The organism is Rhizobium hidalgonense, assembly GCF_005862185.2.
In the GTDB taxonomy this organism is placed as follows: Bacteria; Pseudomonadota; Alphaproteobacteria; order Rhizobiales; family Rhizobiaceae; genus Rhizobium; species Rhizobium hidalgonense.
Window position 1 is genome coordinate 947,400 of the sequence record NZ_CP054027.1, and the last position, 14,568, is coordinate 961,967.

Genomic DNA, 14,568 nt, shown 5'->3' on the forward strand with positions numbered 1-14,568 from the left:
GAAAGTACTGATGGCGGATTTTATTGCAGTTATTCGGCGGGCCGTCGACGGCCTGGCTGAAAACACCCCCGAGATGCGGGTGAAGGTCTATGAACGTGCCCGCGGCGCAGTGCAGCGGCAGCTCGAGAACATGAAGCCGCGTCCGCCGGAAGCCATGCTGCAACGCCAGCTCGAAAAGCTCGAGGCCGCCATCCGCGAAGTGGAAGGCGAACACTCCGAGGCGCTGCCGCTCGATGAGCCGGTTACCGCCGTAGTCGCGTCGGAGGCCGTGGAAGAGCAAGCGGTTCACGACGAAGTCGAACCGGCGCCTGCACCGGAGACGGTCGTCGAGGAGCCGCCGGTCGAGGAGCCGGCCTACGAAGTCGATGCGGAACCGCAGGTGGCCGGGGCCGCCGGCGAGCCCGATCACGCGGAAGCCGCCGCCGCGCCCGAGGACGCCGCGGAAGAAGTCATCGCCGAGAAGCCACCCTCCGAAGACACACTTGTTTCACCGGAAACAACTGTTTCCGCCGAGGCATCGGCTTTGCCGGAGGAAGCCGCTCCCGTCGAGACATACTGGCACCCCTCGCATGAGGAGGAAGCGCCGGCCGAGGAATGGCATGCCAGCGAGGCGCGCGCCGTTGCTGCCGAAGAGGCGACAACCGAGCATGACGACTGGCAGCCGACTGCGGGGCATCGCGGCGAAGAAGCCGACGAATATCATGCTGACGAGCATCCGGTGGATGAGACCGCCGCCGAGCCGGCGGCAGTAGAAAGCGAGGAGCCGGAGGTCGAAGAGGCCAACGAGCCCGTCGCGCCGCTCGAGCCGATCACACGTGGCATAGAGCACGCATCCAACCGGCTGGTGGAGCCGGTCGCCGATTTCGATCGTCCGCAGGAATTCGTCGAGCACAGCCGCGAGGAGCCGCTACAGGCCGAGGCGGCGGCGCATTTCGATCCCATCTGGGCCGAGCCTGCCGCCGAAACGCCGGCTCCGGCGCCGAAGGATGCGGAGACCGAATGGGCTGAAGAGGAACTCCGGCAGTATTCGCAGACGGCGCCGATCACCCCGGATACCTCGGCGCGCGCCTTCGAAGAGGTGATATCCAGCCTCGAAAAAGCGGCACCGGCGGCCGTCATGCCGGCGGCCAAGGAAAGTTTCTCCTGGGAGACCGCAGCCTTCGACGATCTGCCGCCGATCGAGGCCGGCAGCAACAAGAAGGCGCCGGTCGCCTCGCATTTCGACGATGTCGATATCTTCGCGGAAGTGCACAACGGTAAGCCGGCGGCTGCCAGCGGCGCGCCGAGCGAGGACTGGCGCGAGGCGAAGGCGCTACGCGGCTACGACCGCCGCGGCTCGGTTGCGGCTGACGACGATGACGCCAATCCGGCGATGGATATCGATCAGATGGTCGCTTCCAAGCTGCAGGGCAAGAGTTTCCGGATGGAGCCGAAGCGTCGCCGCTTCGGCATCGGTACCGTGATCACGCTCATCTTCGCGCTCATCTTGATCGGCGGCGGCGCCTATGCCGGCTGGATGAACAGAGAGGCGCTGGTGGCGATGGTCGACGGGCTCGTCAGTTCGGCACCGTCGCAGGCGACCAGGAACGAGGCGGCGACGCCGCCGGCCGGCTCCGCGACGCCTGCCGAGCCGGACGCGGCAACGCCGGCCCAGCCGACCACGCCGGAAGCGCAGAATACGCCAGCGGCACCGGCGCAGCCGAACCCGCAGGTGGCGTCAATGAACAATGACGGCGCCGCGGCCAATTCGAAATTCACCCAGCGGCTGCTGACCGATGGCACTGAGGTCGACAGCGGACCGGCGACGGTGCCGGGAACGCTGACCGCGGAAGGAAAATCGGTCGCCGAGCAGAATGTCGCGGCAGCGGATACGCCGCCGGCGGCCGCGCAGGGCGATGTCGCACCAGCCGAAACGCCAACGCCGAACAGCTCGGCGGCATCGCCGCAGCAGGCCGCTCCCGTCGGCTCGTCGCAAAAGATGTTCCTCTATGAGGAGCGCATTGGCCAAAGCTCGCCGACGGCGATCGAGGGATCGGTCGTCTGGAGCGTGCAGCACGAGGCTGGCCAGAACGGCCGGCAGGAGGCGACGGTGCAGGGCAACGTCACCGTGCCGGAGCGCAATCTCTCGGCTCTCGTCACCTTCAAACGCAATTCCGATCCGTCGCTGCCGGCAAGCCATCTCGTCGAGATCGTCTTCTCGCTGCCGCCGAATTTCGAAGGCGGAAGTATCGACAGCGTCCAGCGCATCTCGATGAAGCGCACCGAGCAGGACCGCGGTGACGCGCTGATCGCGGTTCCTGCCAAGATCACTGACGATTTCCATATGATCGCGCTCAATGACTATCCCGATGCGCGCAAGGCTAATCTCGACCTGATGTCGACCCGCAGCTGGATCGATATCCCGGTCACTTACCGCAACGGTCGCCGCGCCCTGCTGACGATGGAGAAGGGCAATTCGGGAACGGATGCCTTCAATACTGCGATCAAGGAATGGACCGCGCTCGGGGATGTGTCGACGAGCCAGTGACGATGAACCGCAATACCGGCACTCCCGACCTTCGACGGGGACGACGTTGCGAAAGAAAAGAAACAGAAAGGCGGGCCGCAAGGACCCGCCTTTTCAATTTTCACAGGAGGCAGCCTTGTCAGGCCGTCGCTTCGACGACGCGCACGGCCTTGGCGCGTTCCTGGGCTTCCTTGCGAACGGCGTCCTGCACCTTTTCGAAAGCGCGAACCTCGATCTGGCGGACGCGTTCGCGGCTGATGTCGAATTCCGTCGACAGGTCTTCCAGCGTCACCGGATCCTCGGCGAGGCGGCGAGCTTCGAAGATACGGCGTTCGCGCTCGTTCAGCACGCTCATCGCTTTCGCCAGCATCCGCCGGCGGGTGTCGAGCTCGTCCTGTTCGATCAGCACGTCTTCCTGGCTGTCATGGTCGTCCACCAGCCAGTCCTGCCATTGGCCGCTGTCGCCTTCGGCCGCCTTGATCGGCGCGTTCAGCGAGGCGTCGCCGGACAGGCGGCGGTTCATCGAAATGACCTCCTCCTCCGAGACTTTCAGCTTGGTGGCGATTTCGGAGACGTGTTCCGGCTTCAGGTCGCCGTCATCGATCGCCTGGATGCGGCCTTTCAGCCGGCGCAGGTTGAAGAACAGGCGCTTCTGGTTGGCGGTCGTGCCCATCTTCACCAGTGACCACGAACGCAGGATATATTCCTGGATCGAGGCCTTGATCCACCACATGGCATAGGTGGCAAGGCGGAAGCCGCGCTCGGCATCGAACTTCTTGACGGCCTGCATCAGGCCGACATTGCCCTCGGAGACGACTTCGCCGATCGGCAGGCCGTAACCGCGATAACCCATCGCGATCTTGGCGACGAGGCGAAGATGGCTGGTGACGAGCTTATGTGCGGCGTCGCGATCGCCATGCTCGGCATAACGCTTGGCGAGCATGTATTCCTGCTGCGGCTCGAGCATCGGGAACTTGCGGATTTCGTCGAGGTAACGATTGAGACCGGCTTCGCCGGCGGTAATGGACGGCAAGGTATTTCGGGCCATAGTGCACCCTCCTAAAGTGAATTCCGGCCCCCGTTGGAAACGCGTTCGCGTTAAAAATGGCAGACCGGGACATGCGGCTCTGATTGCGAGCCCGCACTAAGTCAATATACAGATAAGTGTGGCGAAACGGCGGTTCAAGGTGGCGCTCACGTGAGTGTGAGAGGGGTCGGAGACGACGCCTCTACCCCCGCAATGCCGCGACCAGTTCCACCATATCCTCCGGCAGCGGCGCTTCGAAATGCATGATTTCGCCGGTGCGGGGATGCTCGAACTGCAGCATGAAGGCATGCAGCGCCTGGCGGTTGAAACCGTTGACGACCTTGCGGATGTCTTCGGGCAGGCGGTTGGCCTTGGTCTTGAAGCCGGCGCCATAAACCGTGTCTCCGAGCAGCGGATGGCCGATATGGGCCATATGCACACGGATCTGGTGGGTGCGGCCGGTTTCGAGATGGCACTCGACCAAGGAAGCAAGCGCCGTCGCGTCCGGATTTTCCTGGAAACGCTCGATCACCTCGTAATGGGTGATCGCCTCGTCGGCATCATGACTGTCGGGACGTTTGACGGCGCGACGGGTGCGATCGCCGGTGGCGCGGCCGAGCGGTGCGTCGACCGTGCCGGTCAGCGAGCGGGGCCGGCCCCAGACGACCGCCTGATAGGCCCGCTCCAGCGGCATGGTGCGGCCATGATCGGCAAATTGCAGCGAGAGATGTCGATGGGCAATGTCGTTCTTGGCGACGACCATGACCCCCGTCGTGTCCTTGTCGAGACGGTGGACGATGCCGGGGCGGCGCACGCCGCCGATGCCGGAGAGGGTGTCACCGCAATGATAGATCAGCGCGTTGACCAGCGTCCCCGTCCAGTTGCCGGCGCCGGGATGGACGACGAGACCGGAAGGCTTGGAAATGACGATCACGTCTTCATCCTCATGGAGGATATCGAGCGGGATATCCTCGCCCTGCGGCGTCGGGTCTTCCGGCTCGGGCAGGGTGATCTCGAAACTGTCACCGTTGCGCACCTTACGCTGCGGGTCGGTGACGGGTTCGCCGCGCAGGAAAACCTGGCCGTCCTTGATCAGCGCCTTGATGCGGCTGCGTGAAAATTCCTCGCCGAGTTGCGCCGTCAGCCAGGCGTCGAGCCGGCCTTCGGCGGTTTCATCGGCGGTCAGGACTTTTCTATTGCCGGCGGCTTGTTTAAAGGGGTCGCTCAAGACGCTTCTTCTCCGACGCATTTTTTAGAACGGGACGCACAGATGACAGCAATCGAGCCAGAAGACCAGGAAGAGAAGCCCCTTGATCCGGCGATGGAAAGTGTCCGGCGCAAGATGGTCCGCCTGCAGATCGTTTCCGGCGCCATCATGTTCGTGAGCCTTATGGCGGTCTTCGGCGCGGTTGTCTACAAGGCGATGCACAGCGAACCGAAGGAGACGGCGGCCGTTTCCGCCTCCGGGGTGCCCTCGGATGCGCCGCTTGCGGCAACAGTTTCCCTGCCGCTCGGCTTCAAGGTGCAGTCCACCTCGTTTTCGGCAGGGCAGATCCTGTTTTACGGCGAAACGGTCGATGGCAAGAGCAAGGCGCTGGTCTTCGACGTCGTGACCGGCCGCACCGTCGCCGACGTCAGCATCGCGGGCAATTGAGGCCGGCATGGCCGCCGTCCCGATCGCCATCGACAGCGCCGACGATCCGCGCATCGCTGAATTCCGCGATATAAGAGAGCGCGACCTAACGGGCCGCGAAAACCGCTTCATCGCGGAAGGCACCGTCGTGCTGCGCATGCTGGCGGAGGCGCATGCGCAAGACCGCGGCTTTTTTGCCGAGAAGATCCTGCTGCTGCGCAACCGCGTCGACGGCGTCCTGCCGATCCTGGAGCGGTTCCCGGCCGATGTGCCGGTCTATGTCGCCGAAGCCGGTGTGCTTGACGGCGTCGTCGGATTCCATCTGCATCGCGGCGTTCTGGCGCTCGGCCGGCGGGAGGCCCGCGGAGAGGCGGCCCTTCTCGGGGCGCTGCCGGAACGGGCGCTGGTGCTTGTCGGCTGCGGCATTTCCAATCATGACAATGCCGGTTCGATGTTCCGCAATGCGGCCGCCTTCCGGGCGGATGCGGTGCTGCTCGACGAAACCTGCTGTGATCCGCTCTATCGCAAGGCGCTGCGCGTCTCGGTCGGTTCGGTGCTGAGCGTTCCGCACCGGCGCGGCGGCAAGGCGCTGGATGTGCTGCTTTCGCTTGCCGAACGCGGCTTTGCCATCTGGACGCTTTCGCCGCACGGCAAGATCGATATCCGTGCCATTCCGGCTTCAACGCGCATGGCGCTCGTCATCGGTACGGAGGGGGCGGGATTGCCGGAGGCGCTGCTGGCGCGCTTCCAGAGCGCGCACATCCCGCAATCGGAGGAACTCGACAGCCTCAATGCCGCGACGGCAACGGGCATCGCGCTGTTTTCCATGGCGTCGGCGATGGGTCGGATCTAAATTACGATCTTAAAGCGCGTCGCATCGATTTAAATGATGCAACGCGCAGTACTTTGTTTTGATGCCTATCGTCATTCCGGAACCGTGGGACGCTTCCGGGCGACATGCGTTAGCGCTGGGAATGGGCAATGACGGCGGTCGCCCTGTCGGCAAGGCTGACGCGATCACTCGGGGACGTTTCCGCCGCATCCGGCAGAAGTGCGCGGATCGGCGAGGAGGGACCCTCGTTGAGTGCGGTCAGCGCCACCATGTTGGCGGCGATCGAGGCGATCTCCTCACGGATTGCACCATCGCTTCCGGTCACGGTCTTTGCCTTCTCCAGGCGCTCGGCAAGGGCGACGCTGCGCTTGCGGACATCCTCGCCGATCTCAGCCGTCATGACGGCGCTGTCGTGCGTAAGTGTTGTCGTGTCTTCAGCCGTCAATTCCGCCGCCATCCCGGCTAGGCCGGCGTCGCGCAGCACGCGGTTAACCTTGCGGATCTCGGCATTGGCGGCTTTCAACTGCTCCTTCAACTTGGCGATCTCCTGCTGGCGGCGAGTGACCAGGGTTTCCTTTTCGGCGGCGGAAGCGTTGTCGCGCGCGGCCTTGTCCTCCAGGCGGATCACCATGTGCTGCTGCTGCGTCAGTTTCTGTTCTGCATCCCTTGCGCGCTTCTGCAAGAGGTTGACGTCCTGGCGCAACGTGTCTCGTTCGTCGCGCAGCGCGTTGGCGCGGAATTTGAGGCTCTCCGCCTCAGTGTCGCGTGCGGCAAGATCGATCCTCAGCCCATCGGTCTGTTCACCGAGCTTGCTCAGCCGCGTCCTCATCGCCGCCAGTTCGCTCTCCTTGTTGGCCGCGGACTGTTCGGCAATATGCAGATTGGTCTTCAGCTGGCTGATATAATTCTCATCCTTGCGCAAACGCGAGCGCTGCTCGGCGGCCTCGACATGCATCTCGCCGATCTGGGCCTGCAATTCGCTGATCTCGGCTGCAAGCCTGCCGGCATCGACGGCGAGCGCGTCGTGGCGAAGTTGGAGCGACAGGGATTTCTCGCGCTCACGCAGCAGGTCCTGGGTGGTCCGGGCGTTTTCGGCGGCATAGAGCGCGCGCACCATATCCTTCTGGGCGCGAACCTCCTGCGGGCTGAGCGGCATGGTCGCCTTCAGCCGGTTCTCGGTATACCAGACGATACGTCGGTGAACGGCGGGCGAAACCAGAAAGACGAGGAAGGCCGCGGTCAGGAAGCCCAATCCGAACAAGAGAGCGTATTCGATCACGGCGCGGCCATCGATTCGAAGGTTGATAAGAGGTCAGCCGCGATGATTAAGCACGCATGACGCATATGGGCAAGGCCGCCGATGCGGACGGCGGCGCTTTGCAGCGGCTTTTCGGCCTCAGAAGGGGTTCCAGGTCGGCGCCTGGGTGATCTTGAGATAACCGACATTGATACCCAGGCGAGCGCCGACGCCGGTGCGGATCGGCACAACCAGCACGTCATTGTTCTTGAGCAGCGTCATGCCGAAGCCGGCGATCACATAGGCCGAGCCGCTGACGCCGCCGAAGCGGGCATAGATGCCGTTGACGGAGGGCAGATCGTAAACCAACATCATCACGCGTGAGCCTTGGCCCCCGTAATCGAGGCCGAGCGAGGGGCCCTGCCAATAAAGATTATGTTCGCCGGCATTCTTGGTGTTCAGCTGGCCTTCGCCGTAGGTAAGGCCGGCGATGAAGGCACCGCCGCCTTCCTGTCCGAGAATGTAGCCATTCGGCAGGCCGTATTTCTGGAAGGCACTCTCGACGACCTTGGCAAGTCCGCCGCTGGCGGAGCCGAAGAAGGAGTGGCCGGCATCGACGATTTCCTGCATCGTGTACTGGCCGTTGTCCTGGGCGGAGGCAGGTCCGGCGACCATCAGCGAGGAAAAAACGAGGGCCGAAAGCAACCTGCAGAAGCCGATGAATCGGTGCGGAAATCGAGTGCGCATGGTGTCATCCGTTCGTCGTTTGGCTGGGAGCGGGCAAGCGCTCGCGGCGATTGGTGCATTTTGCGCCGATGATCTTAACAATCGGTTTACCAAATATGGTGTCATTATGGCACCAAGTACGATCGCAAACTTCGCGCAATTTTGATGAAGCATATTGCCGGGCGCGATAAAATTGCCGCCCCTCAGGAGACGCTGATGTCCAAGAACCCCAATCTCACCTTGTCCGGCCCGGATCTGGCCGCGCTTCTTTGCAGCCGCGTTTGCCACGATGTCATCTCACCGGTCGGCGCGATCAATAACGGGCTGGAACTCCTGGATGAGGGTGGTGCCGACGCCGATGCGATGGATCTGATCCGCACCAGCGCGCTCAACGCTTCCGTCCGACTGAAATTCGCACGCCTCGCCTTCGGCGCGTCGGGTTCCGTCGGCGCTTCGATCGATACCGGCGAGGCCGAGCGTGCCGCCAAGGATTTCGCCATCGCCGAAAAGAAGACCGAGGTGATCTGGAACGGGCCGCGCGCCATCGTCGCCAAGAATCGCGTCAAGTTGCTGCTCAACCTGTTTCTCGTCGCCTATTCCGCTATCCCGCGCGGCGGCGTGCTCGAGGTAACGCTTGAGAATCCCGAGTTCGATGCAAAGTTCAAGCTCACGGCCAAAGGCAAATTGATGCGCCTGCCGCCGAAATTCGTCGAGATCTCGACCGGCACGATCGAGGAAGCAATCGACGCGCATTCGATCCAGCCCTATTACGCCGTGCTTCTGGCTCAGGAGTGCGGAATGACGCTTGATCACAGCGCCAGCGCCGAAGAACTGGTGTTCACGGCAGTGGCAGCGGCTGCCTGATTTCGAGCTTGGGCGGGTGTCGGTGTCCGTCCGGTAACGATTCCTTAGCCTGATGGACCTATCCTCCAGGGTTGTAAGAGGCCTCTTGCTGCGACGAATGCGGGGGCAAAGGAGCGCCCATGCAAAGGTTCATGATCACCGATAATTCGGATATCGTCCGCAAGGTCGGCAAGCGCATTCTCTCCGAACTCGATTTTCTCGTCAGCGAGGCCTCCAACGCCGGCGAGGCGCTACAGCGCTGCCAAACGGAGCTGCCGGAATATCTGATCGTCGATTCCGGTATGGAAGGCGCCCTCGACCTCATCGCCGCCATCCGTGCCATGGACGGTGGCAAAGAGGTCAAGATCTATTACTGCGTCGTCGAGGCGGATCTGAAAAAACTGATGGCGGGCAAGCGCGCCGGCGCCACCGATTTCCTGCTGAAGCCGTTCGATCGCAAGATCCTGACCGCCGTCTTCGGAAACCGCGCGATCGCTGCCTGACGGCAGACCTCCTCCCTGCAGCATGATGCCGAGAGTGCAAGCGCTTTCGGCCGCCGACACCTTGTTTCCTTGATCGAGATGGAGAGGATTTTGAACCGATCCAGCCAGAGATCCTCACGTCGGGACGGCTTCTGAATGCCGGGCAGAAACGAAAAATCCCGCCGGAAGGGCGGGATCTTCGTCATCCGATAAGGGGGATCGGAAAAATCAGGCGGTTTCGGCGTATTCGGCGCCATCCGGCTCGCGCAGAACGTAGCCACGGCCCCAGACGGTCTCGATATAGTTGGCGCCGCCGGCAGCGTTGGCGAGCTTCTTGCGGAGCTTGCAGATGAAGACGTCGATGATCTTCAGTTCCGGTTCGTCCATGCCGCCGTAAAGGTGGTTCAGGAACATTTCCTTGGTGAGCGTTGTGCCCTTGCGGAGCGAAAGCAGCTCCAGCATCTGGTATTCCTTGCCCGTCAGGTGGACACGCTGGCCGCCGACTTCGACAGTCTTGGCGTCGAGGTTGACGATCAGTTCGCCGGTCATGATGACCGACTGGGCGTGGCCCTTGGAGCGGCGGACGATGGCATGGATGCGGGCGACGAGCTCGTCCTTGTGGAAGGGCTTGGTCATGTAGTCGTCTGCGCCGAAGCCGAGGCCGCGAACCTTGTCTTCGATGCCGGCCATGCCCGACAGGATGAGGATCGGTGTCTTGACCTTGGACAGCCGGAGCGTGCGAAGCACTTCATATCCGGACATGTCCGGCAGGTTCAGATCGAGAAGGATGATATCATAATCATACAGCTTGCCCAGATCGACGCCTTCTTCACCGAGATCGGTGGTATAAACATTAAAACTTTCTGATTTGAGCATCAACTCGATGCTCTGCGCCGTCGCGCTATCATCCTCGATGAGAAGTACCCGCATAATTATCCCCTTTACCGCCGCCGAAAGGTGGTCTGGCCCCCTACACGATACCGAACACGCTACGTGATTTGGAAGCTGCCACGAAATGGTTAACAAATTCTAATTCACTCTGGCAAGGAGTATCGAATTTATTAAATATTTTTTCCATTTCTCTGTTTTCCAATAGGAATCTCAAATGGCGCTCTTAATATTCAACATTAGGAAAAAGCGCTAAGTGATTCATCCGACTCGCCAATGAAAAGGTTCGAACTTAATGCCGCGGCATTTACCGACCCTTAAATCATCGGGCCTATCATTAACGATGCCCGTAAACGAAAGGTTACCAGCGGTAGGTATTTGTTAATATCGCAGGAAATTTTTTAGCAAACCGTGTCAAAGCGGCGCGCAGGGCGGTTTCAAAGTTGAGCCGGGGTCTCGCATCACGGGAGTAGTGCGTATGAAGTCGCGAGAGAGTCTCGTTCGCCTGAAAGAGTTTCAGGTGAACGAAAAACGACGTCAGTTGCAGCAATTGCAGATGATGATGTCCGAATTCGAACGGATGACGAAGGATCTGGAGAGCCAGATCGTCGTCGAGGAAAAGAAGTCCGGTATCTCAGATCCGAATCACTTTGCGTATCCGACCTTCGCCAAGGCCGCGCGTCAGCGGGCCGACAACCTGCAGGTTTCGATCAAGGAACTGAAGATGCAGGAAGAGTCGCTGGAAATGGCGCTCGAGGAGATGCAGGCGGAATATGCAAGGGCGACGGCGCTGGAAGAACGTGACACCAGCGCCCGCGCAAGGGCGTAGAGAAACGGCGGGCGCCGGCTACGGCGCCCTGGGATCGCCACTGAGAAGCCATGTATGATGGGCACGCTGTCCGTCATACATGGCTTTTGGTGTTTTCGCCTCTTGGCGCCACTCAACGGCGCGCCGCTTACAGCGACAACAATCAATTCACGACATCCTGCCATTCCGGATGGCGCTGCGCTTGCGCCTTGAAAAAAGGGCAGAGCGGGATGATCTTCCAGCCGCCGGTGCGGGCCGCCTCCACCGCGTGCAGCGCCAGTGCCTGGCCGACGCCCTTGCCGCGCAGCGCATCGGGAACCGCGGTGTGATCGACGATGACGAGTTTCGCCGATGTGCGCGAATAGGTCATCTCGGCCTCATGCCCTTCGACCTCGGCCGCATAACGGCCGCCGGAAGCGCCTTCCTCGTTTCGAATGTCCATTTGTCTTTCCTCGCAGCAGATGGGGATATTGTCGTCGGCGACCGTGACATGCGGACGCGATCATGCCAAGCCGCGAGGCAATTGCTGGAGGAGACGGAGTGTTCATGAATAATGTCGGATCGGCGCGAGCTTCGCAGCAATGAGCGCGCTTTCGATCATCCGCCCCGCTCTTCTCGTGGCAGCGCCGTTCCTCCTGGCGCTCGGCCTCATCCTGCCGCTGGTCCGGTTCGAAACGCTTTATTTCTTCGATCAGACGCCGTCGCTCATCGAAATCGTCGTCTCGCTCTGGCAAGGCGGCGATGGGCTGCTGGCAGCGATCGTCGCGCTGGTTTCGATCGTGCTGCCGTTTCTGAAGATGATCGGGATCGCTGCGGAAGCGACGGCTGCCGGGGGCGGGGCCGGCAGCCTGTTCTATCGTCGCGTCGTGCCGCATCTGTCCAAGTGGTCAATGATGGACGTGCTGCTGGTCGCGATCGTCATTGCTGCGGCGAAGACAACGGGGTTGGCGGATGCCTTCACACAGCCGGGCCTTTGGTGCTACGCGGCCTCGTCAATGATTTCGGGCCTTCTTCATTCCCTTATGGGAAATGCGTCCGGCCCGAAATAAATATCCGTGATGTCGTGCGATCAGTGGCGATATTGCTGGATGCGCGTGGTGCGCAGGCCGGCGAGACCGTGGCTGTTGATCGACGATTGCCAGGAGAGGAACTCTTCGACCGTGAGCGTGTAACGCTCGCAGGCCTCTTCCAAGCTTAACAGGCCACCGCGAACAGCCGCGACAACCTCTGCCTTCCGACGGATCACCCAGCGCCGCGTATTGGGCGGCGGAAGATCCGCGATCGTCAGGGGGCTGCCATCCGGGCCGATGACATATTTTACTCGGGGACGTATCATTTCGGTCATTGGACTCTCTACACAACGCAAGACCACGGACGCCACTCTAGCCTGCCACATTTAAAAATTGCCTAAGCCCATCGTAAGACTTTGATAACAAATTTAGCCGCTCCAGGCCGGTATGCGATCCGGGGCGGCCATCTGCCGCCACGGCTGCTTGGAGCGACCTGCAATGGGAGCCCGGTGAATAGACAGGACTGATTTTCCAGGATGAACTTTGTAGCGCCGGGCATAGGCATAGGCGCCAGACACCGTCTTGGTTCCTGCCAATGTCTTAGTCCAACTCGCGCTTTTGATGCTTGGCGTCCTCGTGATTGGGGGCAAAGCCGTGTCTGACGAGCGAGCCTCTCGCTGCCGGCGGCGGGGCTCGGCTGAGCAAGCCATACGTCATATGAAGATGAAAACAACCGAGCATGCGCGCGACGATTGCATTGAGGATGCTGGATTTTTCGCCTTCGCAGACAGGCGGCGATGAGATTTCGCCGAGCGTCGGAAAGGAGCGGCGAGGCAAGATGGCAAAGTTTGCGGGACTTCAATTTTTATCTGCTCTCAGCTTTCCCTAGAGGCTGCCGCATGGCTTTCACGGAAAACCAGCTGACTGTTCGGAAAGCCTTCTCGACTTTTAACCGGGCAGTCGAGTTTTCTTTTCTTGCGGCAGATGTGACCGCGAGGAAGCGGAGGATCGGGGCAGACGTTTAGCGAGGCGGGCGGCGGCGCCAAAAAAGCAACCTTCCCCATTTTTCAGATGCACGTGCTGAAGAAATTTTTCGCCTTCGCGCCCGCGCGACCCTGACCTGAAACAATACATCTTCGCCTTCACGGGCCGACTTCCCAAGGGCGCAGGCGATAGGGCGCCCGGTGCGAATCCTCCGCTGGCCTGTGGCCAGCAAAGCAGCGACGAGATTGCGAGCACTCTCGGTTTCTCGTCGCATATGGCGTTGGGGTGTTGAGGGGGCGCGATGCGCAAGCTCGATTCGGTCAGCCGGAGGTTGCGGTCGCCGGAACGCTCGGGTGCCGGCTGCTTAAGCTGCCGGCCCCTCTCAGAAGCTTAGAATCCTTTTCCGCGGGTCAGCTCGGAAACGACGGTGCCAGCAATGATGCGGATATCCATGCCGATCGAGAAATTTGCGACGTAATAGAGATCGCTGACGATGCGGGCACGCGCCTTGGCCGGACGATCGGTCGGGCCGCGCAGGCCGCGCATCTGGGCAAGACCGGTCATGCCGGGACGCATGGCGTGGCGCTGATGGTATTCCGGGACGAGTTCTTCGTAGAGCATGCCGCCGGCGCGCATGCCGATTGCATGGCAGCGCGGACCGACCACGGACATATGGCCCATCAGCACGTTCAGCAACTGCGGTAGCTCATCGACGTTCGTGCGGCGCAGGATAGCGCCGACGCGGGTAACGCGCGGGTCGTTCTTCACCGTCTGGGCAACGCCGGAGACATCGCAGAGATCGGTGCGCATCGAGCGGAACTTGTAGACCTTGATGGTCTTGCAGTTCTTGCCCCAGCGGGTCTGCTTGAAGAGCACCGGTCCCGGGCTGTCGAGCTTGATCAGCAAGGCGACGAACAGAAGGAATGGGGCAAGGACGAGGAGGGCGCTCAACGACGAAACGATGTCGAACGCCCGCTTCAGGACAAGATCCATCCACGGCGCCTGCGGCGCATCGCTATGAATCACAGGGGTCTGAATCTTCAGGCTCGGCTGCTGGCGCCGGTTCGGCCGGAAGGACTCAGTCGAAATGCTGTTGTTTAGTTCCGTGATGCTCAAGGATCGTACTCTGTTGTCTTCGAGGGGTGCGGCGGCAATAGGCGATCAATGGTTTACCCTGTCACCAGGGCTGCACTCAGGTCTTGGTAACCCTACTAAAACGGAAAAATGCGACAATTGTGTAATGGTGTCCAGAGAAATATCGCATCGCAATAAATCTTTCGCAGGTGCGTTAAGTTGAGGCAACCTCATGATATTTCGTTAATAATTGGAATTTCATCAAGGTTTTTAGGCCTTTGACGAGGGCTTCCGGGGGTGATCCGACGTGTTGTTTCGGCACGCGACCAACACTCGTCAGCCGGTATTTTTAACGAATTCCAGCACGAAATTTTTCGAGCGAGGACGCCCGATCGTTCCCAAACTGTGTCACAATATGACAAAATCAAGGCGCGATCGGTGGAGATCCGGCACGGGAATATGGAAAAAACGGGGTTCAAACCGAGAATCACCCGATCCGGCCGGCCGTTTGCGAATCA

General features: G+C 61.1%; 15 protein-coding genes. 7 read left to right on the plus strand and 8 right to left on the minus strand.

Annotation, left to right across the window (positions count from 1 at the left end; translation table 11 throughout):
* The first annotated feature begins 10 nt into the window (after nt 1-10).
* A complete protein-coding gene (locus tag FFM81_RS04395; RefSeq protein WP_138384910.1) occupies nt 11-2,527 on the plus strand; it encodes a RodZ family helix-turn-helix domain-containing protein in 2,517 nt (838 codons plus the stop codon).
* Between the two features lie 118 nt (nt 2,528-2,645).
* Here FFM81_RS04395 and rpoH read toward each other — a convergent pair whose 3' ends face one another.
* Both rpoH and FFM81_RS04405 read right to left on the minus strand, forming a co-directional pair.
* Nucleotides 2,646-3,554, minus strand: coding sequence for an RNA polymerase sigma factor RpoH (gene rpoH / locus FFM81_RS04400; RefSeq protein ID WP_003566040.1), 909 nt, complete (start codon nt 3,552-3,554; stop codon nt 2,646-2,648).
* A 181-nt stretch (nt 3,555-3,735) separates the two neighbouring features.
* Nucleotides 3,736-4,761: an RluA family pseudouridine synthase gene (locus FFM81_RS04405; protein WP_003566038.1), complete on the minus strand. Its 1,026-nt coding sequence runs from the start codon at nt 4,759-4,761 to the stop codon at nt 3,736-3,738.
* Between the two features lie 42 nt (nt 4,762-4,803).
* Between FFM81_RS04405 and FFM81_RS04410 the strand changes: the two genes are divergently transcribed.
* Complete coding sequence (locus FFM81_RS04410) at nt 4,804-5,187, plus strand: hypothetical protein (protein ID WP_003566036.1); 384 nt, start codon at nt 4,804-4,806, stop codon at nt 5,185-5,187.
* A 7-nt stretch (nt 5,188-5,194) separates the two neighbouring features.
* On the plus strand, nt 5,195-6,019 hold the full coding sequence (locus tag FFM81_RS04415; RefSeq protein WP_138384911.1) for a TrmH family RNA methyltransferase: 825 nt from the start codon (nt 5,195-5,197) through the stop codon (nt 6,017-6,019).
* A gap of 109 nt (nt 6,020-6,128) precedes the next feature.
* Here FFM81_RS04415 and FFM81_RS04420 read toward each other — a convergent pair whose 3' ends face one another.
* Both FFM81_RS04420 and FFM81_RS04425 read right to left on the minus strand, forming a co-directional pair.
* Nucleotides 6,129-7,277: a coiled-coil domain-containing protein gene (locus FFM81_RS04420; protein WP_138384912.1), complete on the minus strand. Its 1,149-nt coding sequence runs from the start codon at nt 7,275-7,277 to the stop codon at nt 6,129-6,131.
* 117 nt (nt 7,278-7,394) lie between these two features.
* Nucleotides 7,395-7,982: a DUF1134 domain-containing protein gene (locus FFM81_RS04425; protein ID WP_003566030.1), complete on the minus strand. Its 588-nt coding sequence runs from the start codon at nt 7,980-7,982 to the stop codon at nt 7,395-7,397.
* Between the two features lie 195 nt (nt 7,983-8,177).
* On the opposite strand from FFM81_RS04425, the gene chpT reads away from it, so the two are divergent.
* Together chpT and FFM81_RS04435 are read left to right on the plus strand one after the other, a co-directional pair.
* Complete coding sequence (chpT, locus tag FFM81_RS04430) at nt 8,178-8,825, plus strand: histidine phosphotransferase ChpT (protein ID WP_003566028.1); 648 nt, start codon at nt 8,178-8,180, stop codon at nt 8,823-8,825.
* Nucleotides 8,826-8,944: 119 nt separating this feature from the next.
* Nucleotides 8,945-9,307, plus strand: coding sequence for a response regulator (locus tag FFM81_RS04435; RefSeq protein WP_003566026.1), 363 nt, complete (start codon nt 8,945-8,947; stop codon nt 9,305-9,307).
* Between the two features lie 207 nt (nt 9,308-9,514).
* Here the strand turns inward: FFM81_RS04435 and ctrA are convergent, their stop codons facing one another.
* The gene (ctrA, locus tag FFM81_RS04440; protein ID WP_003542362.1) at nt 9,515-10,216 is read right to left on the minus strand and encodes a response regulator transcription factor CtrA; all 702 of its coding nucleotides are present in this window, start codon (nt 10,214-10,216) and stop codon (nt 9,515-9,517) included.
* A gap of 436 nt (nt 10,217-10,652) precedes the next feature.
* On the opposite strand from ctrA, the gene FFM81_RS04445 reads away from it, so the two are divergent.
* A complete protein-coding gene (locus FFM81_RS04445; RefSeq protein WP_003566024.1) occupies nt 10,653-11,003 on the plus strand; it encodes a hypothetical protein in 351 nt (116 codons plus the stop codon).
* A 142-nt stretch (nt 11,004-11,145) separates the two neighbouring features.
* On the opposite strand, the gene FFM81_RS04450 is transcribed toward FFM81_RS04445, so the two are convergent.
* Nucleotides 11,146-11,424, minus strand: coding sequence for a GNAT family N-acetyltransferase (locus FFM81_RS04450; RefSeq protein ID WP_003566022.1), 279 nt, complete (start codon nt 11,422-11,424; stop codon nt 11,146-11,148).
* Between the two features lie 139 nt (nt 11,425-11,563).
* Between FFM81_RS04450 and FFM81_RS04455 the strand changes: the two genes are divergently transcribed.
* Entirely contained in the window at nt 11,564-12,031 is a 468-nt protein-coding gene (locus FFM81_RS04455) for a paraquat-inducible protein A (RefSeq protein WP_003566020.1), read from the plus strand.
* 20 nt (nt 12,032-12,051) lie between these two features.
* On the opposite strand, the gene sciP is transcribed toward FFM81_RS04455, so the two are convergent.
* Both sciP and FFM81_RS04465 read right to left on the minus strand, forming a co-directional pair.
* A complete protein-coding gene (gene sciP, locus FFM81_RS04460) occupies nt 12,052-12,327 on the minus strand; it encodes a CtrA inhibitor SciP (RefSeq protein ID WP_007533628.1) in 276 nt (91 codons plus the stop codon).
* Nucleotides 12,328-13,366: 1,039 nt separating this feature from the next.
* Nucleotides 13,367-14,092, minus strand: coding sequence for a sugar transferase (locus tag FFM81_RS04465; protein ID WP_003566017.1), 726 nt, complete (start codon nt 14,090-14,092; stop codon nt 13,367-13,369).
* Nucleotides 14,093-14,568 lie beyond the last annotated feature (476 nt).

What these genes read in the sequence shown, in the direction of transcription:
- FFM81_RS04395 (WP_138384910.1), top strand. Translation starts at nt 11, where the DNA reads ATGGCGGATTTTATTGCAGTTATTCGGCGGGCCGTCGACGGCCTGGCT.
- rpoH (WP_003566040.1), bottom strand. Translation starts at nt 3,554, where the DNA reads ATGGCCCGAAATACCTTGCCGTCCATTACCGCCGGCGAAGCCGGTCTC.
- FFM81_RS04410 (WP_003566036.1), top strand. Translation starts at nt 4,804, where the DNA reads ATGACAGCAATCGAGCCAGAAGACCAGGAAGAGAAGCCCCTTGATCCG.
- FFM81_RS04415 (WP_138384911.1), top strand. Translation starts at nt 5,195, where the DNA reads ATGGCCGCCGTCCCGATCGCCATCGACAGCGCCGACGATCCGCGCATC.
- FFM81_RS04425 (WP_003566030.1), bottom strand. Translation starts at nt 7,982, where the DNA reads ATGCGCACTCGATTTCCGCACCGATTCATCGGCTTCTGCAGGTTGCTT.
- chpT (WP_003566028.1), top strand. Translation starts at nt 8,178, where the DNA reads ATGTCCAAGAACCCCAATCTCACCTTGTCCGGCCCGGATCTGGCCGCG.
- FFM81_RS04435 (WP_003566026.1), top strand. Translation starts at nt 8,945, where the DNA reads ATGCAAAGGTTCATGATCACCGATAATTCGGATATCGTCCGCAAGGTC.
- ctrA (WP_003542362.1), bottom strand. Translation starts at nt 10,216, where the DNA reads ATGCGGGTACTTCTCATCGAGGATGATAGCGCGACGGCGCAGAGCATC.
- FFM81_RS04445 (WP_003566024.1), top strand. Translation starts at nt 10,653, where the DNA reads ATGAAGTCGCGAGAGAGTCTCGTTCGCCTGAAAGAGTTTCAGGTGAAC.
- FFM81_RS04450 (WP_003566022.1), bottom strand. Translation starts at nt 11,424, where the DNA reads ATGGACATTCGAAACGAGGAAGGCGCTTCCGGCGGCCGTTATGCGGCC.
- FFM81_RS04455 (WP_003566020.1), top strand. Translation starts at nt 11,564, where the DNA reads ATGAGCGCGCTTTCGATCATCCGCCCCGCTCTTCTCGTGGCAGCGCCG.
- sciP (WP_007533628.1), bottom strand. Translation starts at nt 12,327, where the DNA reads ATGACCGAAATGATACGTCCCCGAGTAAAATATGTCATCGGCCCGGAT.